This is a genomic window from Sulfitobacter sp. 1A13368, assembly GCF_043557275.1.
Lineage (GTDB): Bacteria > Pseudomonadota > Alphaproteobacteria > Rhodobacterales > Rhodobacteraceae > Sulfitobacter > Sulfitobacter faviae.
The window spans coordinates 227,983-254,343 of the sequence record NZ_JBIFFR010000001.1 but is presented as its reverse complement, the minus strand read 5'-3'; the positions used below and the strand labels follow the sequence as shown (position 1 = coordinate 254,343).

The 26,361-nt window shown below is 65.2% G+C and carries 18 protein-coding genes; 11 read left to right on the top strand and 7 right to left on the bottom strand.

The window, feature by feature from the left end; translation table 11 throughout:
* Positions 1-40: 40 nt before the first annotated feature.
* Entirely contained in the window at positions 41-2,170 is a 2,130-nt protein-coding gene (locus tag ACGYK4_RS01170; protein ID WP_394454770.1) for a hypothetical protein, read from the bottom strand.
* A 53-nt stretch (positions 2,171-2,223) separates the two neighbouring features.
* Between ACGYK4_RS01170 and ACGYK4_RS01165 the strand changes: the two genes are divergently transcribed.
* Positions 2,224-2,919: a thiamine diphosphokinase gene (locus ACGYK4_RS01165; RefSeq protein WP_394454769.1), complete on the top strand. Its 696-nt coding sequence runs from the start codon at positions 2,224-2,226 to the stop codon at positions 2,917-2,919.
* On the opposite strand, the gene ACGYK4_RS01160 is transcribed toward ACGYK4_RS01165, so the two are convergent.
* Positions 2,855-3,781, bottom strand: coding sequence for a DMT family transporter (locus ACGYK4_RS01160; protein WP_394454768.1), 927 nt, complete (start codon positions 3,779-3,781; stop codon positions 2,855-2,857). The two genes, ACGYK4_RS01165 and ACGYK4_RS01160, sit on opposite strands and share 65 nt — an antisense overlap.
* Before the next feature lie 235 nt (positions 3,782-4,016).
* A complete protein-coding gene (locus ACGYK4_RS01155; RefSeq protein WP_394454767.1) occupies positions 4,017-5,411 on the bottom strand; it encodes a diguanylate cyclase in 1,395 nt (464 codons plus the stop codon).
* Between the two features lie 98 nt (positions 5,412-5,509).
* On the opposite strand from ACGYK4_RS01155, the gene ACGYK4_RS01150 reads away from it, so the two are divergent.
* Together ACGYK4_RS01150 and ACGYK4_RS01145 are read left to right on the top strand one after the other, a co-directional pair.
* A complete protein-coding gene (locus tag ACGYK4_RS01150; protein WP_271687853.1) occupies positions 5,510-5,794 on the top strand; it encodes a DUF3572 domain-containing protein in 285 nt (94 codons plus the stop codon).
* The gene (locus ACGYK4_RS01145) at positions 5,785-6,480 is read left to right on the top strand and encodes an HAD family hydrolase (RefSeq protein ID WP_394454766.1); all 696 of its coding nucleotides are present in this window, start codon (positions 5,785-5,787) and stop codon (positions 6,478-6,480) included. The genes ACGYK4_RS01150 and ACGYK4_RS01145 overlap by 10 nt, the downstream gene beginning before the upstream one ends.
* Before the next feature lie 7 nt (positions 6,481-6,487).
* On the opposite strand, the gene ACGYK4_RS01140 is transcribed toward ACGYK4_RS01145, so the two are convergent.
* The 3 genes from ACGYK4_RS01140 to ACGYK4_RS01130 all read right to left on the bottom strand — a co-directional run bounded on the left by ACGYK4_RS01140 (position 6,488) and on the right by ACGYK4_RS01130 (position 7,869).
* A complete protein-coding gene (locus ACGYK4_RS01140) occupies positions 6,488-7,009 on the bottom strand; it encodes a DUF421 domain-containing protein (RefSeq protein WP_394454765.1) in 522 nt (173 codons plus the stop codon).
* Positions 7,009-7,656 (bottom strand): DUF998 domain-containing protein, encoded by a 648-nt coding sequence (locus ACGYK4_RS01135; protein WP_067261619.1) that lies wholly within the window; start codon positions 7,654-7,656, stop codon positions 7,009-7,011. The genes ACGYK4_RS01140 and ACGYK4_RS01135 overlap by 1 nt, the downstream gene beginning before the upstream one ends.
* 66 nt (positions 7,657-7,722) lie before the next feature.
* Positions 7,723-7,869 carry a hypothetical protein gene (locus ACGYK4_RS01130; protein WP_394454764.1) on the bottom strand — a complete coding sequence of 49 codons (147 nt, stop codon included), beginning with the start codon at positions 7,867-7,869 and terminating at the stop codon, positions 7,723-7,725.
* A 192-nt stretch (positions 7,870-8,061) separates the two neighbouring features.
* On the opposite strand from ACGYK4_RS01130, the gene ACGYK4_RS01125 reads away from it, so the two are divergent.
* From ACGYK4_RS01125 to ACGYK4_RS01110, 4 genes are all read left to right on the top strand, one after another.
* Positions 8,062-8,646: a heme NO-binding domain-containing protein gene (locus ACGYK4_RS01125; protein WP_394432767.1), complete on the top strand. Its 585-nt coding sequence runs from the start codon at positions 8,062-8,064 to the stop codon at positions 8,644-8,646.
* Positions 8,643-9,668: a diguanylate cyclase domain-containing protein gene (locus tag ACGYK4_RS01120; RefSeq protein WP_394454763.1), complete on the top strand. Its 1,026-nt coding sequence runs from the start codon at positions 8,643-8,645 to the stop codon at positions 9,666-9,668. Before ACGYK4_RS01125 ends, ACGYK4_RS01120 begins: the two co-directional genes overlap by 4 nt.
* Before the next feature lie 80 nt (positions 9,669-9,748).
* Positions 9,749-10,804, top strand: a complete 1,056-nt coding sequence (locus ACGYK4_RS01115; RefSeq protein ID WP_394454762.1) for a glycosyltransferase family 2 protein — start codon at positions 9,749-9,751, stop codon at positions 10,802-10,804.
* Entirely contained in the window at positions 10,801-11,733 is a 933-nt protein-coding gene (locus ACGYK4_RS01110) for a glycosyltransferase (protein WP_394454761.1), read from the top strand. The genes ACGYK4_RS01115 and ACGYK4_RS01110 overlap by 4 nt, the downstream gene beginning before the upstream one ends.
* A gap of 3 nt (positions 11,734-11,736) precedes the next feature.
* On the opposite strand, the gene ACGYK4_RS01105 is transcribed toward ACGYK4_RS01110, so the two are convergent.
* On the bottom strand, positions 11,737-12,483 hold the full coding sequence (locus ACGYK4_RS01105) for a WecB/TagA/CpsF family glycosyltransferase (RefSeq protein ID WP_394454760.1): 747 nt from the start codon (positions 12,481-12,483) through the stop codon (positions 11,737-11,739).
* A gap of 150 nt (positions 12,484-12,633) precedes the next feature.
* Here ACGYK4_RS01105 and ACGYK4_RS01100 point away from each other — a divergent pair, with 150 nt between their 5' ends.
* The 4 genes from ACGYK4_RS01100 to ACGYK4_RS01085 all read left to right on the top strand — a co-directional run bounded on the left by ACGYK4_RS01100 (position 12,634) and on the right by ACGYK4_RS01085 (position 26,321).
* Entirely contained in the window at positions 12,634-14,127 is a 1,494-nt protein-coding gene (locus tag ACGYK4_RS01100; RefSeq protein ID WP_394454759.1) for a hypothetical protein, read from the top strand.
* Between the two features lie 169 nt (positions 14,128-14,296).
* Positions 14,297-20,731 carry a type I polyketide synthase gene (locus tag ACGYK4_RS01095; RefSeq protein ID WP_394454758.1) on the top strand — a complete coding sequence of 2,145 codons (6,435 nt, stop codon included), beginning with the start codon at positions 14,297-14,299 and terminating at the stop codon, positions 20,729-20,731.
* On the top strand, positions 20,731-21,738 hold the full coding sequence (locus ACGYK4_RS01090) for a glycosyltransferase family 2 protein (RefSeq protein ID WP_394455104.1): 1,008 nt from the start codon (positions 20,731-20,733) through the stop codon (positions 21,736-21,738). Before ACGYK4_RS01095 ends, ACGYK4_RS01090 begins: the two co-directional genes overlap by 1 nt.
* The gene (locus ACGYK4_RS01085) at positions 21,738-26,321 is read left to right on the top strand and encodes a MupA/Atu3671 family FMN-dependent luciferase-like monooxygenase (protein ID WP_394454757.1); all 4,584 of its coding nucleotides are present in this window, start codon (positions 21,738-21,740) and stop codon (positions 26,319-26,321) included. The genes ACGYK4_RS01090 and ACGYK4_RS01085 overlap by 1 nt, the downstream gene beginning before the upstream one ends.
* The last annotated feature ends 40 nt before the right edge of the window (positions 26,322-26,361 follow it).

Sequence of the window (26,361 nt, the reverse complement as noted above, 5' to 3'; positions counted from 1 at the left end):
CCCGCGGGGCGCTTTTTCGTATCTGGCGGAGGGCCGTGGTTTAACCCACAGCGCGGTGATCGGGGCGGTAGCCGATCTCATCCGAGACGGTGAAACGCCCGCCTTTGATCTTTTCGATCTTACCTGCGCGCAGCAGTTGACCGAAGGAGCGCAACCCGTCTTCGCGGGTGAAATCCGGCAGGCCGATCGAGCGGACCTTGCCCATCAACTGCGGGCGAGAGAATTGGTCACGCCCCTCGACGAAAGACATGTATGATGCCGCCGCCTCAAGCAGTTCGGGCAGTTTGGTGGCACCCATGTCGGCGGCGAAATCGGCAAAGCTTTCGGCATCGGGGTTGGTTTTGACCGGCTCGACCACGGCGGCCACTCGGCGCGGACGCACGGGGCCCGCGCTGCGCAGCTTGTCGACATCGATGCGCTGTTCGGCCACCAGTTTCAGCGGCGCGGAGCGGGCATCGGCCTTGGGCCGCTCGGTCCGGGCCGGGCGGGTGACGGGGCGGCGCGGGCGGACCACATCGGCCAAGTCTTCGCGGTAGGCGTCATCCGAGGTCGCGGTGGTGGCGCGGCCCCCCATTGCTTCGTCGGCTTTCTTGGCGGCCACGGCGGCGCGCAGGTGGGCAAAGGCATCGCGGCGCGTGGTGCTTTCGGCCTCGTCCATCTTGCTGTCGGTTTCCGCCATCAGGCGCGACATGTCGGGGCCGGTCTCATCGTCGATGGTGGGCAGGCTGTGACGGGCCGCTTGCGCAGGCTCGGGCTGCTCTTCGACTGGCTCCGCTGTGGCTTCGACCTCTTCGGGCTCTTCCTGAGCAGGCGCCGCTTCCGGCTCGGCCATTTCAACCGCAGGCGCAGGCGTCTCTTCAGCCTCTTCCGGGGCGGCGGCACCGAGTTCGGCTTCCAAAGCGGCCAATTCGCGGGCCAGCTCGTCTTCATCCTCGGGCGACAGGGAAGAGCTGCGCTTTTCATCTGTCTTCGCGGCAGGCGCCTCTTGCGGTGCCGGGTCCGAGACCTCTTCGAGATCGCCCCGCGCCACGGCGGCTTCGAGATGCGCGCGCTTGACCTTGATCACGCGCCCTTTGCGCGGCAGGTCGGCGGCGTCGATTTCCGGTGCGGCTTCGGCTTGGGCTTCGGCCTCAGGCTGCTCATCGGCCTCGGCGTCGAACAGGCTCTCGTCGGTCTCGGCGCTTTCGGCCTCATCTTCCTCTTCGGCCTCAAGCCGGTTGAGGATATCGGCGAGATCGTCGTCCTCATCCTCCGCAGCCTCCTGCGCCATTTCGGTCGCTTCATCGGCCTCCAGCGCGTCTTCGATGTCACGGCGGGCGGCGGCGATGGCGGCTTGGCTCTCTTCCGGCGCTGCTTGCGTTTCGGCGGTGGCGCGGGCCACGGGCGCGGCTTCTTCTTCGTCATAGCCAGCCGCTTCGTCTTCGTCCTGCTGGGCGACGACGGCGCGGATGCGCTGCAATTTCGCGGCGATGCTGTCGGCAGGAGCGGCACTCGCGGCGGGCAGCTCTTCGACGCTGGCTTCCTGCGCTTCGTCCTCGAACTGAGTCTGCGGCTGCGGGCTGGCGGCAAAGAAGGCTTCGGCTTCGCTGGTGTCCTCGGCCTCGGCAGCCGGTGCAGGCTCTTCGGCAGGCGCGGGCTCTTCAGCGGTCTCTGCGATCTGGGGTTCCGGCGTGGCGGGCGCTTCCACTGCGGCGGTGTCGGCGATCTCGGCCTTGAGGGGGGCGGGGGCCTCTTCCTCTACCGGCGCAGGCTGTGCTGCGACGGGGGCTTGCGGCGCTGCGGCCTCGGCCTGAGCCGCCGCGGGGGGCGCTTGGGCCGGAGCTTCGGCGCTCTGGTTCTCCAGCGCACTCAGTACGATCTTGCCTTCTTGCTCGCGGGCTTGCACCCGGCGGGATACTTCGCGCTGCGCGATCCGGGCGAGCATCTCGGCATCGGGTTGCGGTGGTTCGGCACCGAAGTAGCGGTCATCCGAGGCCAAATCGCGGAAATACTCGGCAATGGCCTTCATCGTGCCGAAGGAATCGTCGAAGCCTTCCAGCGTGCACGAAAAAGTGCCATAGGAGACCGTCAAGATTTTGTTGCTGTTCATCATCGGATGCTCGTCCTCTGCGGTGTTGCAGGTATCGTTTACCACGATGTCCAAGACCAAAGCGGCTCGAATCTGTGCCATTCAACGTATGATTTCAAGGCAAGATTAAGGCAGATTTCCAAAAGGGGCATTAATTGACCACTTCAGAGCATATCGTAAGGGAGGAGGGGCCAGTCACGCTGCTCGGCGGCGGAGAGGTCTTTGCAGGGGACATTGAAGCGGCGCTGGCGCTGGCCCCGACCTGCGTGGCGGCAGACAGCGGGGCTGCGGTGGGCGTGGCGGCGGGGGTGGAACTGGCCGCGGTCATCGGCGATCTTGATTCCGCCCCGGCAGAGGTCTTGGCCCAAATCCCGGCCGCGCGGCGCCACCGCATCGCCGAGCAAGAGAGCACCGATTTTGACAAGGCGCTGACGCGGATCGACGCGCCGTTGGTGCTCGGGGTCGGCTTTACCGGGGCGCGGTTGGATCATCAGCTTGCGGCTTTCAACACGCTCGCGACCCATCCGCATCGGTCCTGCATCTTGTTGGGCGCACATGAGATCGTGCTGCTGGCACCGCCGCGGATCACGCTGCCGACGGCGGCGGGGGATGTCGTCTCACTCATGCCTCTGGCCCCGGTGACGGGGCGCAGCCAAGGGTTGGAATGGCCAATCGACGGGCTGGATTTCGCGCCCGGTGGCCGGATCGGCACGTCGAACCGCGCCTTGGGGCCGGTCACGCTTGAGATCGATGGCCCGGATATGCTGCTGATTCTGCCGCGTCGTCTTATGGCGCCACTGGCGGCGCAACTGCTGCGGCCAGTGCACGCGCCGTGGCCCGCTCGCGCATGACGATGTAGAGCCCCGCGCCGACGGTAATCAGAATGCCAACGCCCGCCAATGGGTTGGGCAGGTCGGAAAAGATCAGCAGCCCAAGCAGCGTGGCAAATGGAATTTCCAGATATTGCATCGGCGCCAAAGTGGCCGAGGGGGCAAAGCGCAGCGACCAGGTCATCAAAAGATGCGCCACCGTGCCGAGCACCCCGATCCCGAGCAGGAGGGTCCAGTCGAGCGCATCGGGCTGGATGAGCCGAAGCGGCGCAATCTGTGTCATGGTGCCAAGCGCAAGGAGAGGCAGGATCATCAGCACCGCCATGACCCCGCTGACGGCCTGCAGGCTGATCGGATCGGTCTCTTTCGCGATCTGGCGCGTCACCAGCATGAAGAAAGAAAAGACGACCGCCACGACGACGGGCAGCAGCGCGGGCCAGCCGACATTGGCAAAGCTCGGCTGTACGATCAAAAGCGTGCCGAGAAATCCCACGATGCTCGCGCCCAAACGTCTGGGGCCGACCTCTTCGTTCAGGATGAATTTGCCGAGCAGCAGCATGAAGAAAGGCATGACAAATGCGATGGCGACCGCATCGGCGAGGGGCAGGTATTTCAGCGCGGTGAACATCGCCGCGATGCCCGCCATATGCAAAAGGGTGCGTAGAAAGGTGAGCCGTAACACCCGGCCCCGCATCCGCCAGATGCGCCCGGAGTACCAGACGATGGGGATCAGGATCAGCGCCTGAATGGCAAAGCGGAGCAGCACCACCTGCCCCAAGGGGACCGAAGCGCCCAGCAATTTTGCCATCGCATCGCCCACGGGGGCGACGATGCAGAAGCCCATCATGAGGGCTATTCCGATGAGGGGCCGATCCTGTTGCATTGCGTTACGCTAAGGAAGCTTTGTTGCAAATGCAATCTTTGGTTGAAGTTTGATTGCTGTTGTCTCGTGCTTTTTCTCAGAGGCAGAGGCAGAGGCAGAGGCAGAGGCAGAGGCAGAGGCAGAGGCAGAGGCAGAGGCAGAGGCAGAGGCAGAGGTCCGATCAGCCCCCCCCCGCTCATGAAGGCAGTCAATGTAGCCCGCCGTCCAGCGGCAACGCGCCCCGCCTGTCCGAACCTCAGGCCGCGGGGCGGCTCAGGTTCACCCGGTTCCGGCCATGGGTTTTTGCCGTGTAAAGCGCCCGATCCGCCCGCGCCATCAAGGCTTCGGCTGACAGCGGGTGGCCTTCCTCTTCCACTGGGCCGACGGAAAGACCGATGCTGATGGTCACATGGATCGGCTGGGGCGTGCCGGGGACGACAAAGCCGCGGTTGCCGATATCGGCACAGATGGCTGCCGCCGTCTTCTCTGCATCCGCAAGGCCGGTGCCGGGCACGACGATCAGAAATTCCTCCCCCCCGATCCGGGCCACAAGGTCCATGCCGCGTAGGTTGTTGCGCAGCCGTTCCGCCGTTTGCACCAGAACGGAATCCCCCGCGGCATGGCCGTAACGGTCATTGATGCCCTTGAAGTGATCCAGATCGGCGACCATTACCGAAAAGGGGCGGGCAGTCGCAACGGCATGTTCCGCGATATGGTCCAGATGGGGCAGGGCATAGCGGCGGTTGTGCAGCCCTGTCAGCGGGTCGAAAACGGCGGCCTTCAGCCCCGTGCGCACCGTGTCGCGCAGTTGGTCTGTCATCCGCTTGCGGCGCAAGATCGCATGCAAGCGTAGCGCCATTTCTGCCGGGTTGAAACCTTCGGTCATCAAATCATCCGCCCCTAGGTCAAGGGCGGTGGCGGCAAGCGCCGCATCCGGGGCCAGCTGCACCACCAGCAAGCCGGTATGGCGGGTCTGGGCGTTGGCCCGCAGGGTCGAGATCAGACGCAAGGCTGCCGTGGCGGGCACAGGGTCTTTTGGCAGAACCAAAACAAAAGCGTCGGGCGGTCCATTGGAGGCGGCGGCGCGAATGGCCTCCTCCGGATTGGCGAGGGTGAGGCGCGCGCGCAACTGAGGGCGGAGTTGCTTCGCCCAATTCACGCTTATCGCGCTGTCGGAATGGATGATCACACAGTGGCTGCGGGCGGTGAATTCCGCCGCAGGCTCCGCCAGCCCGAGCGCGCGGGTCGTATCCTCACGCATTTCCCATTCGTCCGCCGCGTTGCGGGCGCGGATAAGGCTGCGGGTCCGGCCCAACAGCAGCGTGCAATCGAGCGGTTTCAGCAGCACATCGCTCACCCCCGCTTCGAGCGCGGTAAAGCGATCCACGGCCTGATCGCTATTCCCGATGGCCAAAACCGGGAGCTGCGCGGTATCGGGAGTGGCTTTGAGCACGCGACAGAGGTCCGCCGCTCCGCCACCCGGCAATGTCAGCGCGCAGATCACCAGATCCGGCGGGTTTTCCCGCAGGCAGGCCAAAGCCTCTTCCATGTCTTCGGCCTGAACGACGTGATAGTATGCCGCACAAAGCTTGACCTTGAGGGCGATGCGATTGGTCGCGATCGCATCTGCAATAAGGATGGTACCTTGCACGACAACTCCTTCACCGTACAAATCAGTTTGATGCGAGAGTCTTTGCCCCCTAATGGTTAACAAAGGGTTTCCAACCTTCAGCAAAAGACGGTTTTCCAATGTCCTATACCCAAGACACCGCTGAGACTTTGGCGCTTCAGGCGCTGGGCTGGCTGGCGGCGAATGATGATCTGTTGCCGGTGTTTCTGGGCAGCACCGGTGCCTCCGAAGCGGACCTCAAAACACAGGCCAGTGACCCTATTTTTCTGGGCGCTGTGCTGGATTTCCTGATGATGGACGACGCGTGGGTGATCGGGTTTTGCGACCATCTGGCGATCCCCTATGAGCGGATCATGCAAGCCCGCGCGGCGCTGCCCGGGGGGGAGCAGGTGCATTGGACTTAAGAAATGTTAAAGCGCTGCTGTTCGACAAGGATGGCACGCTTTTCGATTTCGCCGCGACTTGGGAGCCTTGGGCCGAGGCCTTGTTGCTGCGGGTCTGCGAGGGGGATCGCGGGCTGGCCGCACGGGTGGGCGCGGACATCGGCTTTGACCTCGCCACGCGCCGTTTCGCACCGGACAGTATCGCCATCGCCGGCACGCCGCAGGAGGTGGTCGATGCCTTGGTCCCGCATTTCCCAGACCGGCTGCCAGCGGATCTGTTGGACATCATCAACGCCGAAGCCAGCGCCGCGCCACAGCGGGAGGCGGTGCCGCTAAGACCGTTTCTGCAAGGGCTCCGCGACCGGGGCCTGCGCCTTGGCGTGGCGACGAACGATGCCGAACACCCCGCGCGGGCCCATCTGCTGGCGGCGGGGGTGGTCGATATGTTCGACTTTATCGCAGGATTTGATAGCGGGCATGGGGGCAAACCTTCGCCGGGGCAGTTGCACGCCTTTGCCGCCCATGTGAACCTTCCCGCCGCCTCTGTCGCGATGATCGGGGACAGCGTTCACGATCTGGAGGCCGCGCGGGAGGCGGGGATGCTGCGGGTCGCGGTGCTGACCGGTCCCGCCACGGCGGAAGATCTCGCCCCCTACGCCGATCTGGTCTTGCCGGATATCGGCCATTTGGCGCAGCGCTTGGCCTGAGGGCGCTTTATTTTTCGACCATGCGCGCGCCTTCGAGCAGGCCCTCTTCAAGGGTATCGCCATGCAGGACCGAGATATCGCCCGTGGTCTCCAACACCACGGCGCGCACATCAGAGAAGCGCAGGGCATTGGCCTCTCGCAACTTGGCGATCAGATCGGCGCGCGCGACGCGGGTCTCGTTGAGGGCGGCATCGAAAATCTCACCCTCCCGCATCAGGATCACGGGTTCGTTCTGCACGGCCTGCTCAAAGCTGTCGGAAGCCTGCCGTATCTTCGCGATGACGAATTGCGCGCCGAGCAGGGCGGAGATGGCCAAGGTCGGCTGCGCAAACTCCGGCCAAGTGGTGGCCTGACAGGCGCCGGCGAGCAGCGAGCCGGTAGCGACCGTGGCGACAAAGTCAAAAGCGGTCATCTTTGAGAAGGTGCGCAGCCCGATCACCCGGACCACGATGATCACCCAAGTCAGCGCAATGGCCGAAAGCAGCAGCGCGCGGGCGAGGATATCCAGCGGGACGTGATCAAAGAACATCAGCCATGCCCCCCGTTCAAAGCTCGGCCCCGTTGGATAAAGAACCGCCCCAGAAGCACCACCATCGCCATGGCAATCAGGCCCAGATAACGCTCATAGACGCCATCGATCCCGGTGGGCAGAAAGAAAAAGGGCGGGGCCGAGACCAGCCAGAGGAGCGAGATCACTTTGAGCGATTTGGCAAGGAAGCTTGATATATCGGCGAAGCCTCTCGACAGCAGCCAAGGCACGGTGAGCATGATCAGGCCGAGCGCGTAGACCAGATAGATATGGATCACCACGCCATCGGAATCGCGGTCTCCGTATTCGTTGCGCGCGCCCACTAGAAAGACGATGAGACCCAGCAGGGCGAGCCCGATGGTGGCGATGCTCCACCAGCGGTCGCCGAAATGCACATGGGCGCAAAGCAGGGCGCAGGCGATGAGCGCGGCAGAGAAGGCATAGATGCCGATGTCGACGATGAACTCATACCGTCCCGCGCCCAGATCGCTGATCGTGTCGGCGATCCAATCGTGATCCGGCACCACGAAATCCGCGATCAGGATCGATACGGCGAATATCACACAGCCAAGGATGGCCACCCAGCCCAGACAGACCATAAACCCCGGCGCGCTGTGCTGCCGGGGTGCTGTGACGTCATTGTTCATGTTGCGTAACCCTTCTTGGCCGCCTTGGTCGGTCAAAGGTCCGACCCCGTGGTCGGACCCAATGCATCAATTCGAAAGCCGCGAGCGTTCTTCGGCGTTGGGGCTGCCGGCGGGGGCTTCGTCCAATGTGGCCTCGGGGCGGTGCAGGTCTTCTTGAGGTTTCTTGGGCGGCGTCTTGTTCTCGTCCTTGGGGTGTTTGGGATCATCGCTCATGAAAAGTCTCCTCAGGCTGGGGAGAGACGGGGCATCGCCTCTTCTTCCTTTACCGAACGCGCAGCATATAGCGGCGGTTCCGCGCGCGGCGCGGGCCGGGACCAAGGCAATTTCCCGACAACTGTATTCATCAGGTCAATCTTAACCACTGCCCCCGCAATCTGGGGTTGGGAAAATGGGAATGAGGCAATCATGCACGGGCTTATCAACCGCAGCATTCAAAACTACTTTTGCGCGAACTACGGGCAGAGGCTCTGGGCCGATGTGGCCGCGCGGGCCGGGTTGGATTTCACCGAATTCGAGGCGATGCTGACCTATCCGGATCACGTCACCCCGGCGGTGCTCGAAGCGGTTTGTGCCGTGCTGGACCGGCCCCTGGCCGAAGTGATGGAGGATGTCGGCACCTTCCTCGTGGCGCAGCCGGGCTATGAGGCCGTGCGGCGCTTGCTGCGGTTCGGCGGGGTCAGCTTCAGCGATTTTCTGCAATCGCTCGACGATCTGCCGGACCGGACCCGCCTTGCCCTATCGGAACTGCATCTGCCCCCGGTCGAACTGCGCGAAGACCCTGATGGTCAATATTCCCTGATCTGTGAGGCGCCGCTCGTGGGATACGGCTATCTGATGATGGGGGTTCTGCGTGCTATGGCCGACGACTATGGCGCGCTGGTGCTGTTGGAGCATTGCGGGCGATCCGAAGGCGTCGAAGCGTTGAAAATCATTCTGGTCGAGGCCGAATTCTCCGAAGGGCGTCGGTTTGAGCTTGGGGCGCGGGCATGAGTGGCGCAGGCCACGATCCGGCGGTTCTGGACAAGCTTTGCCCGATGCATCTGCTGCTCTCAGCCAGCGGCAGAATCCGCCACGCTGGGCCCACGATCCAGAAGCTGCGCCCGCGATCGCCGCTGGCGGGGCGGCGGTTTCTGGATACGGTCACCGTCAAACGGCCCCGTGGCATAGCGGGGATGGAGGACCTGCGCCGGGCGGCAGGGGTCAAGCTGCACCTCGCTTTTCGTGACGCCCCCCGGACCGAGTTGAAGGGCCTGCTGGTGCCGCTGGGGGATCGGCGTTTGATCGTGAACCTCTCTTTCGGGATTTCGATTTTCGACGGGGTGCAGGACTATGCGCTGACCAATGCGGATTTCGCCGCCACCGATCTGGCGATCGAGATGTTGTACCTGATGGAAGCGAAATCCGCCGCGATGGAAGCCTCGCGCCGTTTGAACCTGCGTCTGCAAGAGGCGCGGATCGCGGCGGAGGAACAAGCCTTTACCGATACGCTGACGGGGCTGAAAAACCGGCGCGCATTGAACGCGGTGCTGGAGCGGTTGATCACCGCCGGTGAGGGGTTTGCCGTGATGCATGTCGATCTCGACTATTTCAAAGCGGTGAATGACCGATTGGGCCATGCGGCGGGCGATCATGTGCTGCAAGTCGTCGCCCACATCATGCAGCAAGAGACGCGCAGCTCTGATATGGTGGTGCGTTTGGGCGGGGATGAGTTCACCGTGGTTCTGCCCGATGTGCGCAGCGAGGGCATCCTGCGCGGGATCGGCCAGCGGATCATCGACCGGCTGGAAGAGCCCATTCATTTTAAGGGCGAGGTCTGCAAGGTCTCGGCCAGCATCGGCACGGTCTGGATTCAGCGGGGGGACCGGCGATCGCGCGACGTGGTTTTGGCCAATGCCGATGCTGCGCTCTATGCCTCGAAACACGCAGGCCGGGCGCGGCATACATTCTTTGACCCCACCCTGCGCGCGGGGGCCGGGATGGTTGCCGCGCCTGCAGAAAAGGGCGGCGGCTAATCGCTCGGGAGCGCTGCGGGGCAGGGCGGGAGGGCACGGGGGCAGTGGACCGCGTAGATCGGCTGGCGTATCAGAAGGGCATGAAATCGCCCCTGCATCTGCTCCGCCGCCTGCGCCAACGCCTGCACAACGCCCGCCGCCGCGCGCGCTTTGCTACCTCCTTACAGCATCTGCATGGGCCGAGCAAACTCGACACCGCCCCGGGCGAGGTGGTGCTGATCGCCTTGGTGCGCGACGGCAGCTATTACCTCGACGCTTTCTTTCGCCATTACCGCGCGATGGGGGTGCAGCATTTCGTCTTTATCGACAACGGCTCACGCAATGATACCATCGCCCGGATCAAGGCGCAGAAGGGCACGGTGATCGACCGTTGCACTCTGCCGTTGGCCGAATACGAAGACCTGATCCGCCAGTACCCCGCGCAGACCTATGGCAAGGACCGCTGGTGTCTCTATGTCGATATGGACGAGATTTTCGATTTCGAAGGGCGCAGCCAGATCGGCATCAGGGGGCTGACCACCTATCTCGACCGGCAAGGCTATACCGCCTTGGCCGCGCAGATGCTTGAGATGTTTCCCAAAACCAGCCTCGCGGCGGCGGCGGGGATGCCCTACAAACAGGCGCTGCAATCCTTCCTGTATTACGACATCAGCGCGGTGCGCAAAATCGATTACCACAGCCCGGAGATTCCGTTCTCCGCCCTGCTGGCCGACAATGCGCTATCCAACAAGGCGGTGAAATTCGCCTTCGGCGGCGTGCGTGGCAAGGTCTTTGGCGAAGACTGCTGCCTGACGAAACATCCGCTGATTTTCAATGGGCCAGAGGTCACGCCCGCGCCGCATCCGCATCTCTCTTCGGGGGTGCGGGTGGCGGATATGACGGCGGTGATCAAACACTATAAATTCGCCAATGACGCCGCCGCGCGGGATGCCGAGACGCTGGGCGCGGGCAACCTGTCTCATGGCGAAGACGCGCGGCGCATGGCGGTGATCGGGCAGAACCCTGATGTCTCGCTCTTCTCGCTGGATGCGCGACGCTGGAACCGGGTCGAACTTCTCTATCGCGCGGGCTTTCTGGTGCCGTCGGAGGCCTATAGCGCCCATGTCGCCGCTTGGCGTGAAGAGCATGCCGCATGAGCATCGGTGCCGTCGTCATCGGCCGGAATGAGGGCGCGCGGTTGGAGCGGTCCTTGCAAGGACTGGCAGGGCAGGTGGCGCAGATCGTCTATGTCGACAGCGGCTCGACCGATGGCTCCGTCGCCATGGCGCGGGGACTAGGGGCCGAGGTGGTCGAGCTTGACATGCAGCAGCCCTTCACCGCCGCGCGGGCGCGCAATGCGGGCATGGCGGCATTGGGTGAGGGGATCACGCTGGTGCAGTTCCTCGACGGGGATTGCATCCTGCGAGACGGTTGGCTGGCGGTGGCGGAAGCCCATCTGAGCGCTCATCCGCAGGTCGCCGTGGTCTGCGGCAGGCGGCGTGAGGAAAACCCCGAGGCCTCTGTCTACAACAGGCTGATCGACCGCGAGTGGGATACGCCCGTGGGCGAGGCGCTTGCTTGTGGCGGTGACGCGCTGATGCGCTTGGACGCGCTGCGCGCCGTGGGCGGCTACCGGGCCGAGATGATCGCCGGGGAAGAGCCGGAGCTTTGCCAAAGGCTGCGCCGCGCGGGCTGGCAGATATGGCGGCTCGACGCCGAGATGACATGGCATGACGCGCAGATCACTAAGGTCGGTCAGTGGTGGCGGCGCAGCCTGCGGGCGGGCCATGCCTTTGCCGAAGGGGCCGCGCTGCATGGCCGCGGGCCGGACCGGCATTGGGTGGCCGAAACGCGCCGCGCGCTGCTCTGGGGGGCGCTTCTGCCCGCCGTGATCCTGCTCTTGGCGCTGATGCTCCCTTGGGTTGGGCTTGGGCTGGCTCTGATCTATCCGCTGCAACTGTTGCGGTTGATGCGGCGGGGCGGGGCGGCTTGGGGCTTCTTCACCCTGCTGGGCAAATTTCCCGAAGCCTTGGGCGTGCTCAAATACCACATGCGCCGCGACGGGCGGATCATCGAATACCGCTGAGGGCTAGCGCGCGCGCCATGCCGCCAGCGTCAATCGCGGCAGGATCGCGAAACAACGGGCATAGCGCGGCACCATCCGCGCCGGGCTTTGCATAGCCCGCCAAAGCCACTCCAAAGCCAGCATCCGCATCCATTTCGGCGCGCGGCGCTGCCGCCCGGCGAGGAAGTCCAACCCCGCCCCGATCGAGGCAAAGCCCACCCCCGGCGCGATGTCGCGCCCGCGTGCGGCAAGGATCTCTTGCTTAGGCGCGCCAAGGGCTAGAAAACAAAGGCGTGCGCCGCTTTGGGCGATCTCCCGCAGGGCGGTATCCGCCTCGGCACTTTCGGGGTCAAAGCCCATGGGCGGGGCGGCGATATGGCATATCTCCAACCCCGGCAGACGGGTCCGCAGGGCCGCTGCGGCCCCCTGCAGCGCGCCCTCATCGCTGCCGAAAAAGGCGACAGGCAGCGAGTGTGCGGCGGCCAATTCGCAAAGCGGCAGGATCAGATCGGAGCCGGGCATCAGCTCGACCGGCTGGTTGGCGAGTTGCGAAAGCCAGACCACGGGGCGGCCATCGGCCACGATGAAATCCTGCGCGCGATAGGCGGCGGCGAAGCCCGCATCGCGGGGCAATTTGGTCAGATGGTCGAGGTTGAGCGTAGCAAGGGCGAATCCCTGACCCGTGGCAAAGCGGGCGCGCAGGGCCTGAAACAATGCGGCCCGCGTCGACACATTGACCTCCACGGCGGCAGTGCCCGTGCCATACTTCATGCCGCGCCTTCCGCTGTCGCACCGACGCTGGCAGGCAAAGAAGCATAAGCTTCGCACTCTATCCCATTGATTTCATGTGCCATCTATCAAACACGCCCGCGCCAAAGTGAACCTGCCGCAAAACTAGCGGGATGACAGGGCTGGGGCCAGATGGTATTTTCGCCCGGCCCCATCCTGCCGCGCCCCGACGCGGCTTTCGCGAAGGACGTCATGCCAAATCCCGTCGCCTATCTGATGTTGCTGATCTGGCCCTTCGTCTGTCTGGCCCTGTTTCGCAACCTGCCGCTCCAGCGGGCGCTGATCTGGTCGATCCTCGGCGGCTATCTGTTCCTGCCCCCGCTGGCGGAGTTCAACCTGCCGCTGGTGCCGGGGCTCGACAAAGTGTCGATCCCGAACCTGAGCGTCTTGCTGATCATCTGGCTGGGCACGCAGGAGAAATTGCAGCTTTGGCCCACTTCGCGTCTGGCGGGGCTTTTGGTGCTGGGGCTGGTCTTTTCGGCGGTGCCCACGGTGCTGACCAACGGCGATCCGATCCTGTTTCAGTCGATCCGCGGCTTTGAGCCGATCCTTTTCCCCGTCGACACGCTGCCGGGGCTTTCGATCCGTGACATCGGCTCGGTGCTGATCGGGCAGGTGCTGATGCTGGTGCCCTTCCTGCTGGCGCGGCAGTTCCTTGCGGATGAAAACGGGCTGCGGGAATTGCTCTTGGCCTTCATGGTTGGCGGGGTGATCTACTCCGTGCCTTCGCTGTTCGAGATCCGGTTCTCACCGCAGCTCAACACATGGATCTACGGGTTCTTCCAGCACTCCTTTGAACAGATGATGCGCAATGGGGGCTTTCGCCCCATCGTGTTCCTGCCCCATGCGCTGTGGCTGGCGTTGTTTATGTGTATCGCGCTGCTGTCGGCGGTGGCGCTGGCGCGGCAGACCCCAGTGATCGACCGCTGGAAGATGCTCTTGCTGGCGGGCTATCTCGCCGTGGTTCTGCTGCTGTGCAAAAGCCTTGCCTCGCTGGCCTATGCGCTTCTTTTGGTGCCGATGGTGCTGCTGACCCCGGCGCGGTGGCAGATCCGTCTGGCGGTGGTCTTTGCCATCGTGGCGGTGATCTATCCGATGCTGCGCAATGCCGGTCTGGTGCCGCTCGATGCGATCCTTGCACAGGCCGAGGCGATCAGCGCGGACCGGGCGCAATCGCTTGGCTACCGCTTTATGAACGAAGAGCAACTGCTGGCGCGGGCCGCCGAGAAACCGTGGTTCGGCTGGGGCGGATGGGGGCGCAACCTGATCCGCGATGCGACGAACGGCAATATCCTGTCGATCCCCGATGGCCGCTGGATCATCGTTTTCGGCACTTTCGGCTGGCTGGGCTACCTATGTGAGATGGGCCTTCTGGCGCTGCCGATCATCCTCGTGGGGCTGCACCTCTACCGGAGGGGCGATGCGGCCCTATCCCCATGGCTCGCACCGCTGCTTTTGATCCTTGGCATTACCATGATGGACATGTTGCTTAATGCCACGCTGACCCCGCTTACTTGGCTCACGGCTGGGGCGATCCTTGGCCATGCGGAAGGGTTGGCGGCGGCGCGCAAGGGGCGGAACAGGATGGACGCCCCCGCGTTGAACGCAAAGCGGACGGTTTTCTAAACCGCGGCCCATTCACGGCGCTGTGAAGTGATTTTGGCCGAAAGTGACCCTAGGGCACGTTATCGGCTCATTTTCGCCAGATTTGCCTGTTGTATGCTTCACCCGAAGCTTAAATGGAACCTCAAGGGTGCCGCACTCTGGCCAAGCGGGCGGTGGGACATGTGTCGCAATGAATAGCACGGACAACACTCTTTCGCGCGGTGACATCGCGATCGTCGGCATGTCGGTGACGGTGCCGGGCGCCGAAGGGATAGACGCCTATTGGGCGAACCTGCGCGACGGGGTGAGCGCTCTCAAGCGCCGCGACGCGGCAGAACTGCGCGCCGCCGGAGAGAGCGCCGAGCGGATGGCCCGGCCAAACTATGTGCCCGTCACCGCCGATATGCCCGGCTATGACATGTTCGATGCGGAGTTCTTTGGCTTTTCGCCAAAAGACGCCGCCATCCTCGATCCGCAGCACCGCAAGTTTCTTGAGATCGCATGGGAGGCGATGGAGCAGGCGGGGCATATGCCCGAAAGCCTTTCCGGCCCGGTGGGTGTCTATGCCGGCTGCGGCATGGGGAGCTATTTCTATTTCAACATCTGCTCGAACCCAGACCTCGTCGACGATGTGGGCATGTTCCTGCTGCGCCATACCGGGAACGACAAGGATTTCCTCTCGACCCGGGTGAGCCATGTGCTTGACCTCAAAGGCCCGTCGATCAACCTGCAAACCGCCTGTTCGACTTCACTGGTGGCAATCCATTACGCGGCTCAAGCGCTGCGTGCGGGTGAGATCGACATGGCGCTGGCAGGCGGGGTGACGATCGAACTGCCGCAGGGGCGCGGCTATGAGTTCAAGGAAAACGAGATCCTTTCGCCCGATGGCGAATGCCATGCTTTCGACCACCGCGCGCAGGGCACCGTCTTTGGCTCCGGCGCGGGCGCCGTGGCGCTGCGGCGGTTGGAGGATGCTGTCGCGGATGGTGACCACATCTGGGCGGTCATCAAAGGTTCGGCGGTGAACAACGACGGGGCGGCCAAGGCGGGCTATCTGGCACCTTCGGTGGACGGGCAGACCGCCGCCATTGCCCGCGCGCTGGATGATGCGGGCGTGGCGGCGCAGAGCATCGGCATGGTCGAATGCCACGGCACCGGCACCTATTTGGGCGACCCGATCGAGGTGGCCGCGCTGACCCAAGCCTACCGCGCCGAGACGCCGGCCGAAGACTTCTGCTGCATCGGATCGGTCAAGACCAACATCGGCCATCTCGACACCGCGGCGGGGGTGGCGGGGCTGGCCAAGGCGGCGCTGTCGCTGCACCACCAGCAGATCCCGCCTTCGCTGGGCTATGAGGCGCCGAACCCGGCGATCCCTTTTAAGGGCTCGCCCTTCCGCGTCAATGACCGGCTCTATGACTGGCCCGGCCAAAGCACCCCGCGCCGCGCCGCGGTCAATGCGCTTGGCGTGGGCGGCACCAATGCGCATATGATCTTGGAAGAGGCACCGACCCGCGCGGCCTCCGAAGACAGCGATTTCCCTTTCCATGTGCTCTGCCTCTCGGGGCGCAGCAAAGCGGCCTTGGACGCCAATAGCGCCGCGCTCGCAGCACATCTGCGCGCCCATCCCGAACAGCCCTTGGCCGATGTGGCCTTCACCCTGAAAGAGGGCCGTCGCGGTTTTGACAAACGCCGCGTCTTGGTGGCCGAAAGCCATGCGGAAGCCGCGGCCCTGCTGGAGGCGGGCGACAGCCGCCGCGTCTTTACCCATGACCACCTCGGCCCTGATCCCGAAGTCGTTTTCATGTTCCCCGGCGGCGGCGCGCAATATGCCGATATGGCGCGCGATCTTTACGAGACCGAGCCGGTCTTTGCCGAATGGATGGACCGGGGGCTGGCCCATCTGGCCCCGCAACTCGACTACGACATTCGCGCGATCTGGCTGCCGGAGGCTGAGGGCCGCGCAGCAGCCGAGGCCAAGCTGAAACGCCCCTCGGTGCAACTGCCGCTGATCATGATCGTTGAATATGCGCTGGCGCAGCTTTGGCTGTCTTGGGGCGTGAAACCCGCCGCGATGGTGGGGCATTCCATGGGCGAGAATGTCGCCGCCTGTCTTGCCGGGGTGATGCGTTTTGAAGACTGTATCGACCTTGTGCTGCTGCGCGGGCGGTTGTTTGACGAGGTGCCATCGGGCGGGATGATTAGTATCGCCGCGCCGCTGGAGCGGATCACGCCGCTTCTGGGCGAGGCCCTTGATATCGCCAGCGTAAACGGCCCGGAACTGATCGCCGTTTCCGGCCCCGAAGACGCGCTGGAGGCGCTGCAAGAGCGGCTCGACGCCGCCGGTCTTGACCATCAGCGCATCGCCATCGACATCGCCGCGCACTCGCGGATGTTGGACCCGATCCTCGACCGATACCGCGCCTTCCTCGCCACGCTTGACCTGCGCGCGCCGCAGATGACCTTCCTGTCGAACCGCAGCGGCGAGGTGATCACGGCGCAGATGGCGACGGACCCCGATTATTGGGTCGAACAGCTCCGTCACACGGTGAATTTCGCGAATTGCATCAACACTCTGAGCCGCGATGCACCGCGGGTTTTCCTTGAGGTCGGGCCGGGCAAGGCGCTTTCCGCTTTGGCGCAGATGCACACCAATGTGGCCCCGGGGCAGGTGATGTCTTCACTGCGCCACCCCGAGCAAGAGATCGCGGATGATGCCTATTTCCTCGGGGTGATCGGGCGGCTCTGGGCCTGCGGGGTCGAGGCCGATTGGGCGCAGATTTGGGGCGAGGCACGGCGCAACCGTGTGGTGCTGCCGACCTATCAATTTCAACGCGCGCGCTATTTCATCGCGCCGGGTGAGGCGGCGGCGCGCCCTGCCGAGCAACCGCTGCAACGGCTGGAGGATATCGGCGACTGGGGCGCGCTGCCGCATTGGCAACCGCGCTATGCCGAACGGGATTTGGACCTCTCCGGCCCGCTGAATTGGCTCGTCTTTTCCGACACGGCGGGGCTGGGGGCCGAGGCCGCGGCACGGTTGCGGGCCGAGGGGCACCGGGTGGCAGAGGTCACGGCGGGGGATGCCTTTGACCGCGTCAGCGCCGATCATTTCACGCTTGCCGCCGAACAGGGGCGGTCGGGCTATGACCAGTTGATCGCAGCGCTTGAGGCCGATGGGCGGAGGCCCGACCGGATCGCGCATTTCTGGCTGACCGATGATCAGGCCGCCCCGCGCCCCGGCTCCAGCCGGTTTGACCGCAATGTCGAACAGGGGTTCTGGAGCCTGACGTGGCTCGCGCAGTCCTTGGCCGAGGCCGAGAACCCCGGGCCGCTGCACCTCAGCGTCTTCACCACCGGCGCGGCGCAGGTGGCCGAGGAGGGGTTGGCCTATCCCGAAAAAGCGCTCATTTCCGGCCCCGTCGGGGTCATGGCGCGCGAGGTACCGGGGCTGACGGCGGCCCAGATCGACCTGCCCGAGGCCGCCCCTGTGGCGCCTTCGAGATGGTTCGCGAAACCGGTGGCGCCCGCGCCGGTGATTGACCCCTCGGACTTGATCGAAGAGCTTTTGGCGACCCCCGCCAACCTCCAAGTCGCCCACCGTGCTGGCCGGCGCTATGAGCTGGGCTACCGCGCCGCCGCGCTGCCCGAGGCTGATCTGCCAGGCTGGAAGACTCAGGGAAGCTACCTCATCACCGGCGGTTTCGGGGGCATCGGCATGACCCTCGCGGCGGATATTCTGGAGACGCCCGGCACCCGCGTGATCCTGCTGAGCCGCGCGGCCCTCCCGATGCGCCATGAATGGGACAGCTACCTTGCCAGCCACGGCCCGGCGGATGCCACGGCGCGGCGTCTGCGGGCAGTCCTGCGGCTTGAGGCCAAGGCGGCGCAATCCGGCGGCGCGGTCGAAGTGGCCCGGGCCGACGTCGCCAACCTTGCGCAGATGCGCCGGGTGATCGAGGACCTGACCGCGCGCCACGGCGGGCTGACGGGGGTGATTCATGCCGCGGGGGTGCTGGACGACGCGCCGCTTTTGGCCAAGACGGATGCGGATATCGACGCCGTGCTTGCGCCCAAGGTACAGGGGCTGCGGGTCTTGGATCAATTGCTGCCCGATGGCGCGCTCGATCTCATGGTGCTCTTTTCCTCGACCTCTACCGCGACCCGCGCGGCGGGGCAGGTGGATTATGTGGCGGCCAATGCCTGGCTCAACGCCTTTGCGCAATCGCGGCGCGCGGCGCAGACCCGCGTGGTGGCGGTGAACTGGGGCGTTTGGGCCGATGTCGGCATGGCGGCAGAGAGCCTTGGCGGCGGCGGTGCCGTGGCGCTGCCCGCCCGCCCGATCAAGGCGGCGCTGCTGGAAACCGCCGGGTCGGGTGAGAGCGGCGCGCCCGAATTCACGATCGAGGTTGCAACCTCGCATTGGCTGCTCGACCAACACCGCACTTTGGATGGCCGCGCGATCATGCCCGGCACGGGCTATATCGAGCTGTTGGCCGAAGCGGCGGCGGCCCAAGGGCTAGACGGCTTCACTCTGCAAGACCTTTACTTCCTGCGCCCCCTGCCGCTGGCCGAAGGGGCGCAGCGCCGGATCAAGATCACCCTGACGCCTGAGGGCGCGGGCTTTGCCGCCGAGTTGCGCAGCGCCTGTGTGGTCAACGGCAAGCCTGCGTGGCAGTTGCATGTCCAAGCGCGGATGTCTCCGGCGGACGGCAGGGCCGAACCGCTTGACCTCGCGGCCATCGCCGCCCGGTGCGAGGATGTGGCCGAGGCCGCACCCGGGCGCCATCTGCCCGCTGTTCAAGAGGCACATTTGAAGTTCGGCCCGCGCTGGCATGTATTGCAGCGCATGGCCCTCGGGCAAGGTGAGGGCATCGCCACGTTGCACCTGCCTGAGGCAGCACAGGGTGATCTGACCGATGGCTACCTGATGCACCCCGGTCTGATGGATATCGCCACCGGCTGGGCCATGGCGCTGATCCCCGGCTATGCCGCGCGCCACCTCTGGGTGCCGCTGTCCTATGGGGAAATCACGCTCCACGCCCCGCTGCCTGCCGAAGTCCGCTCGCATGTCCGGCTGGCCGAAGGCACGGGGGCCGAGGGTTTGGCCCGTTTCGACGTGACGATCACCGATCTGCAGGGCATTGTTCTGATCGAGGTCCGCGATTTCGCGATGAAGCGGCTCGAAGGGGCCTTTGCCGATGTGTCCCCGCCTGACGCCCGCGAAGTGATCTTTGAGGATGCCGACAGCAGCGAAAGCCTCAGCCCCGCCGAGGAGCGTCTGGCCCGTCTGGTGCGCCAAGGCATCCGCGCGCAGGAGGGGCCAGAGGCGCTGCGCCGCGCGCTGGCGCTGGAGGCGCCGCAGGTCATGGTCTCTTCGCTGCCCTTGCAGGGGCTGATCGCGCAGGCCGATGCGCCGCTGACCGATGCGGCCGCCCAAGGGCAGAGCTTCGAGCGGCCCGATCTCGACGGCTCCTTCGTGGCGCCGCGCAATGGGATCGAAGAGAGATTGGCCGAGATCTGGTCGAACCTATTGGGCGTCAGCCCCGTGGGGGTCGAGGACAGTTTCTTTGACCTCGGCGGCCATTCCCTGATGGCGGTGCGCCTCTTCGCGGCGGTCAAACGGGAGTTCAAGGTGGAGTTCCCGATCTCCGTCCTTTTCGAAGCGCCGACCATCGCCAAATGCGCAGCGCTGATCGCGGCGGAGCGCGGGGATTTGGCGCAGGCGGAGGCGGTCGAGACGCAGGCGGCGGGCTCGCAACAGCGCTTTGACTACCTCGTGCCGCTCAACCAGTCCTCGCAGAACGCGACGCCGCTGTTCGTGGTCGCCGGGATGTTCGGCAATGTGCTGAACCTGCGCCATCTTGCCCTGCCGTTTAGCAATGAGCGCCCGGTCTATGGGGTGCAGGCCCGTGGGCTGATCGGAGACGCGGCCCCCCATGAAGAGGTGCAGACCGCCGCGGCGGATTACATCGCCGAAATACGCGCCTTGCAGACCCAAGGGCCTTATTTGCTAGCCGGATACTCTGGCGGCGGGATCACGGCCTATGAGATGGCGCAGCAGTTGAAAGCCGCGGGGCAGGAGGTGGCCGTTCTTGCGATGCTCGACACGCCGTTGCCCGTACGCCCGTCGCTCAGCAAAATCGACAAGGCGCATATCAAACTGGCCGAACTGAAGCGCAAAGGCCCGGCCTATCTGCTGGAATGGGCGCGCAACCGCTGGGCGTGGGAGCGTGAGCGGCGCCGGGCGCCGCAAGAGACGAGCGGCGAGGGCGAGGGGGTTTCCTTTAACAGCCTGCGCATTCAGGCGGCGTTCCTCCGCGCGGTGGGACGGTATGAAACCCCGCAGTGGGACGGGCCGATGACCCTGTTCCGCCCGCCGCTGGATCGCCATTGGGCGGTCTCTGCCGGGCAGTATGTCACGGCGGAAAAGGAATATGTCTATGAAGACAACCAGTGGCGGCAATACGCGCCGCGCTTGCAGGTGATCGAAGTGCCGGGCGATCACGTCAGCATGGTGCTGGCCCCGAATGTGACCGTGCTGGCCCAAGAGCTGGCCGAGGTGATTGCGGCAGCCCTGTCCGAAGGCGCAGGCCAAGACCACACCCAAGCCACGGCGGCGGAATGATGGAGCAACCGCCCCGCCTTCTGGTCGTCATCCTCAATTACCGCACCGCAGAGATGACCCTGCGCGCAGCTGAGGCCGCATTGGCCGATATGCCCGATGCGGGTGCTGAATTGGTGATCGTCGACAATGACAGCGGCGATGGCTCTGCCGCGCTTCTGGCGCAGGAGATCGCCGCGCGGGGCTGGGGCGCGGGCAACCGGGTGCGGCTGATCGCTTCGCCCCGCAATGGCGGCTTTGGCGCGGGCAACAACTTGGCCATGCGGGCGGGAATGTCGGACGGGTCCGCGCCGGATTTCGTGCATGTGGTGAACTCGGATGCCTTCCTCGATCGCGGCTGTATCGGGGCGCTCTTGGACCACCTGCAAAACCACCCCCGCGCCGGATTGGCCGGAAGCCATGTGCGCGGGGAGGATGATCTGCCCCATGCCACGGCCTTTCGTTTCCCCTCTGCCGCCGGAGAGTTGGAGGCCGCTGCGCGCTTTGGCCCGCTGACACGGCTGCTCTCTGCCTCGGTCGTGGCGCCGCCCCTGCCTGAAAAAGCGGCGCAGGTCGATTGGGTGGCCGGGGCCAGCGTCATGATGCGGTGGGAGATGTTGGCCAAGATCGGCCTCTTCGACGAAGCCTATTTCCTCTATTATGAGGAAACCGACCTTTGCTTGCGGGCCGCGCGGGCGGGTTGGGACTGCTGGTATGTCCCGCAGGCGCGCTGCGTGCATGTCGGCTCGGTCTCCACCGGGATGAAGGAATGGCGGCGCATGCCGCGCTATTGGTTCGACAGCCGCCACCGCTATTTCGCCAAGAACCATGGCCGCGCCTATGCCGCACTGGCCACGCTCGCGCGGCTTGCCGGGGGCGGGTTGCACCATCTGCGCTGCCTGCTCACCGGGCGCCGCCCCGAAGACGCGCCGGGTTTCTATCGCGACCTTGCGGCCCATGCGCTCACCGCGCGGCGCGCGGCCCCCGCCGTTCAAGACCCAAGCCGTAGCCCCGCCACGGAGGACCGTTGATGACCGTCAGCTTCAAGACAGACCCGTTCACCGCCTTCCTGATGGGCGACGAATCCCTCACCATCGCCTGCGGCGACATGCTGCTGGCGGGCGGGCACCGGATCGCTGCCGTGATCACCCGCGACGACGCGGTGCGCGCTTGGGCCGAAGGACATGGGCTGGCGCTTTGCCGCGATGCCGAGGAACTCTTGCTGATGGGGCTGGCCGCCGACTGGCTGTTGAGCATCGCCAACCTGCGGTTGATCCCCGAGACGGTTCTGGCGCTGCCCAAACGCGGGGCGGTCAACTTTCACGATGGTCCGCTGCCGCGCTATGCCGGGCTTAACACACCCGCTTGGGCGATCATCAATGGCGAGGCGCGGCATGGGGTCAGTTGGCATCTGATCGAGACCGGCGTCGATACCGGCGACCTGCTGGCGCAGCGCGAGGTTGATATCGCAGCCGATGAGACGGCCTTCAGCCTCAATTCCAAATGCTACGCCGCCGGGATGGAAAGCTTTGGCGAGGTTCTGGCCCAGTTGGAAAGCGGCAGCCTGCAAGCCACCGCCCAAGACCTGAGCCAGCGCAGCTATTTTGTGAAGGACAAACGGCCCGAGAACGGCGGGCTGATCGATTTTACCAAGACGCCGGAGGAGATCAATGCGCTGGTCCGCGGCCTTGATTTCGGCAGCTATTGGAACCCGCTGACCACGGCGAAAATTCTGGGCACGGGTGGCGCGGTGCTCTCCGTGCCCCGCGTGGAACGCGCGCAGGGGCAGGGCGGCACGCCCGGCGAGGTTGTTGAGGTCGACGAGGCGCGGGTGATCGTGGCGGCGCAAGACCGGCATATCGCCCTCCATGACCTGCGCGATATGGCGGGCGAAAGCGTTGCACTGGCGCAGTTTTTCGCCCCGGGGGATATGTTGCCCCAGACGGCAGGCCCGGTTCCGGCTCCGGCTGATGAGGCATATTGGCGGCGCGCTCTGACCAGCTTCGACGCGCTGCCGGTCCCCTTGGCCACCGCAACCGAAACGCCGGAGACAGGGGCGGCGCGGGAGATCACCTTGCCACAGGGAAGCGACCCGTTGCACCAAGTCGCCGCCGCCGCCCTCGTCGCGCTGCGCAGCGCCGGGGCCACCGAAGGCGGCATCGCTTTGCGGCGTGAAGGCGCGCCAGCACCGCTCATCGCCGATTGGCTGCCGATCACCATCACGGCAGAGGCGGAGACACCGGTGGCGGAGTTACTGGCTCAGTTGGACCCGCAACTCACCCGCGCGAAGGATGCCGCGGGTTTTGCCCGCGACCTGCCGCTGCGCGATCCGGCAATTGATATGGCTGCCGCCCCGGAGTTCGCGATCTCCTTTAGCGATGAGCCGCTTGCGGGGGCGGCGCTGACCCTCTGCCTCACCCCACAGGGCGCGCGGCTCCATGCCGATAACGCGCGGCTGTCCGGCGCCGCGGTCGACCTCCTCGCAGCGCGCCTTGAGGCGGCATTTGCCAAGATCATCGAGGCCTCGGACTGCGGCACCGTCTGGGCGCTTCCAGAGACCGAGGCGCAGACCTTGGCCCGCGTCAACGCGACGACGCGCGCCTGTGACCCCCACACCATCCACGCCGCTTTCGAGGCGCAGGTGGAGCGCACCCCCGACGCGCCCGCGCTGGTCTTTGAAGGTGAGACGCTGAGCTACGCCGCATTGAACACCCGCGCCAACCAATTGGCGCATCTGCTGCGCGATAGGGGGGCGGGACCGGGGATGCCGGTGGCGCTTTGCGTCGCACGAGGGGTGGACCTGCTGGTTGGCACGCTTGGCATTTTGAAAGCCGGGGCCGCCTATGTGCCGCTTGATCCAGCCTATCCGGCGGACCGTCTGGCGCACTACCTCTCAGACAGCGGCGCATCTATTGTGGTGACGCAATCGGCCCTCATCGCCAGCCTGCCGTCGCATGAAGCGCAGGTGGTTGAGATCGACCGCGACCCGCGCCTTGCCACGGCACCGAGGGCGAACCCCGCCGCCAGCGCCGGGCCGGATGACCTCGCCTATCTGATCTACACCTCCGGCTCGACCGGGACGCCCAAGGGGGTGATGGTCAGCCATGGCAATGTGGCGAATTTCTTTGCCGGGATGGACGACCGGATCGACCATGAGGCGGGGGCGGTCTGGCTCGCCGTGACAAGTCTCAGCTTCGACATTTCGGTCTTGGAGCTTTTCTGGACCCTTGCGCGGGGGTTTAAGCTGGTGCTGGCGGGCGATGACAGCCGGGCGCTGATGTCGAACGGCCCAATTGCCACGAGCGACCGCAGGATCGACTTTAACCTGTTCTATTGGGGCAATGACGATGGCGTCGGCCCCAAGAAATACGAGTTGCTTCTCGAAGGGGCGAAATTCGCCGACGCCCACGGCTTCAACGCGGTCTGGACGCCCGAGCGGCACTTCCATGCCTTCGGCGGCCCTTACCCCAACCCCTCCGTCACCGGCGCGGCTGTGGCGGCGGTGACGCAGAACCTCGACGTGCGGGCAGGGTCTTGCGTGGCGCCGCTGCACCACCCCGCACGGATTGCCGAGGAATGGGCGGTGATCGACAATCTGACCAATGGGCGCGTCGGTCTCGCCATTGCCAGCGGTTGGCAGCCCGACGATTTCGTGCTGCGCCCCGAGAACACGCCGCCCGAAAACAAGCCCGCGATGTATGACGCCATTGACCAGTTGCGCAGGCTCTGGGCCGGGGAGCCGGTAGAGTTTCCCCGCGCCGATGGCACACCCCACGCGGTGGTGACCCAGCCGCGCCCCGTCTCTGACAAACTGCCGATCTGGGTGACCACGGCGGGCAATCCGCAGACTTGGAAGGAAGCGGGGGAGATTGGGGCCAATGTGCTGACCCACCTACTGGGCCAGTCCGTGGAAGAGGTTGCCGATAAGATCGAGATTTACCACGACGCCCTGCGCGCGGCAGGCCATGATCCGGCGGACCACAAGGTCACCGTCATGCTGCACAGCTATCTCGCCGAGACCCGCGCCGAGGCCGAAGAGACCGCGCGCGGGCCGATGAAGGACTACCTGCGCTCGGCGGCGGGGCTGATCAAACAATACGCTTGGGCCTTCCCGGCCTTCAAGAAACCAGCGGGCACGACGAATCCGTTTGAGATCGACCTCGAAGGTCTCTCGCCCGAGGAAATGGACGCGATCCTAGAGTTCGCCTTTCAACGCTATTTCAACGACAGCGGCATGTTCGGCACCGTGGCCGATGGTCTGGCGCGGGCCGAGCAGCTCAAGCGGATCGGCGTGGATGAAATTGCCTGTCTGATCGACTATGGCATTCCGACCGACAAGGTGATGGCGGGGCTTGCGCCCTTGGCCGAGGTGTTGCGCCGCGCCAATGCGGGCGGGCAACCGGCGGCGGATGACCACTCCATCGCCGCGCAGATCATCCGCCACGGGGTGACCCACCTGCAATGCACGCCTTCGATGGCGCAGATGATGGTGATGAACGACGAGGCGCGCGGCGCTTTGGCGCGGATCAAATCGCTGATGATCGGGGGGGAGGCGCTGCCCTGCACTCTGCTGCGCACCCTGCGCGGTGCGACCCCGGCGCAGATCCAGAACATGTATGGCCCGACCGAGACGACGATCTGGTCCACGACCCATATGCTCGACAGTGCCGAGGCCACCACCGCGCCCATCGGCAGGCCAATCGCCAATACGCAGGTCCATATCCTCGACCCCGCGCGGCAGCCGCTGCCCATCGGTGCACCGGGGGAGCTATGGATCGGGGGCGATGGCGTCACGCAGGGCTATTGGCAACGGGCCGAGATGACAGCGGCGCGTTTCATCGACGATTCTTTCACCGGCAGGGGCCACCTTTACGGCACGGGCGATCTGGTGCGGATGGACGCCGAGGGCGTGCTGCATTTCGAGGGGCGCGCGGATGCGCAGGTTAAGATACGTGGCCATCGGATTGAGCTGGGCGAGGTTGAGGCGCGTCTTGCCGAGTTGCCGGGGGTGCGCCAAGCCGTGGCGGTGCTGCGCGAGGATGCCGGGCAGGGTGGCGCGCAGTTGATCGGCTATGTGGTCGCGGAAAAGACGGTGGATAGCGACGCCGCGCGGCGGCGATTGGTCGCGCATCTCCCTGATATCATGGTGCCGCAGGCCATCGTCACCCTCTCTGCCATGCCACTGACGCCGAATAAGAAAATCGACCGCAAGGCGCTGCCCGCCCCGACCCGACAAAGCGCGCCGACCCCTGCCGCGCCGCAGGCCGAGACGCCCGCAGGCGGCAGCCAAGCGGCGATCGCGCAGGTCTGGAGCGCGCTTTTGGGGATAAGGGACATTCGCGGCGAGGATAACTTCTTTGCCCTCGGCGGCCACTCGCTGCTGGCGGTACAGGCGCAGCGCGACATTAAGGCGGCTTTGGATGTCAGCGCCCTGTCGATCACCGATATCTTCCGTTTCCCTACCCTTGCCGGACTGGCGGCACATATCGACGGGCTGGGGGGCAAGACCACCGCACCGGCCAAGACGCCTTCTGCCGCCGAGCCCTCCGCGCGGTCCGAGACCATGTCGAAACGTCGCCTCATGCGGGCCGCGCGTGGCCGCGGGCGGGGTTGAAGTGACGGCGGAAGCCGAGATCAGGACTGCCGTTCAGGCT

Coding starts and splice junctions, on each gene's coding strand:
- ACGYK4_RS01170 (WP_394454770.1), bottom strand. CDS start 2,170: ATGGCACAGATTCGAGCCGCTTTGGTCTTGGACATCGTGGTAAACGAT.
- ACGYK4_RS01160 (WP_394454768.1), bottom strand. CDS start 3,781: ATGCAACAGGATCGGCCCCTCATCGGAATAGCCCTCATGATGGGCTTC.
- ACGYK4_RS01150 (WP_271687853.1), top strand. CDS start 5,510: ATGTCCTATACCCAAGACACCGCTGAGACTTTGGCGCTTCAGGCGCTG.
- ACGYK4_RS01140 (WP_394454765.1), bottom strand. CDS start 7,009: ATGTTCTTTGATCACGTCCCGCTGGATATCCTCGCCCGCGCGCTGCTG.
- ACGYK4_RS01135 (WP_067261619.1), bottom strand. CDS start 7,656: ATGAACAATGACGTCACAGCACCCCGGCAGCACAGCGCGCCGGGGTTT.
- ACGYK4_RS01130 (WP_394454764.1), bottom strand. CDS start 7,869: ATGAGCGATGATCCCAAACACCCCAAGGACGAGAACAAGACGCCGCCC.
- ACGYK4_RS01125 (WP_394432767.1), top strand. CDS start 8,062: ATGCACGGGCTTATCAACCGCAGCATTCAAAACTACTTTTGCGCGAAC.
- ACGYK4_RS01120 (WP_394454763.1), top strand. CDS start 8,643: ATGAGTGGCGCAGGCCACGATCCGGCGGTTCTGGACAAGCTTTGCCCG.
- ACGYK4_RS01115 (WP_394454762.1), top strand. CDS start 9,749: ATGAAATCGCCCCTGCATCTGCTCCGCCGCCTGCGCCAACGCCTGCAC.
- ACGYK4_RS01110 (WP_394454761.1), top strand. CDS start 10,801: ATGAGCATCGGTGCCGTCGTCATCGGCCGGAATGAGGGCGCGCGGTTG.
- ACGYK4_RS01105 (WP_394454760.1), bottom strand. CDS start 12,483: ATGAAGTATGGCACGGGCACTGCCGCCGTGGAGGTCAATGTGTCGACG.
- ACGYK4_RS01100 (WP_394454759.1), top strand. CDS start 12,634: ATGGTATTTTCGCCCGGCCCCATCCTGCCGCGCCCCGACGCGGCTTTC.
- ACGYK4_RS01095 (WP_394454758.1), top strand. CDS start 14,297: ATGAATAGCACGGACAACACTCTTTCGCGCGGTGACATCGCGATCGTC.
- ACGYK4_RS01090 (WP_394455104.1), top strand. CDS start 20,731: ATGGAGCAACCGCCCCGCCTTCTGGTCGTCATCCTCAATTACCGCACC.
- ACGYK4_RS01085 (WP_394454757.1), top strand. CDS start 21,738: ATGACCGTCAGCTTCAAGACAGACCCGTTCACCGCCTTCCTGATGGGC.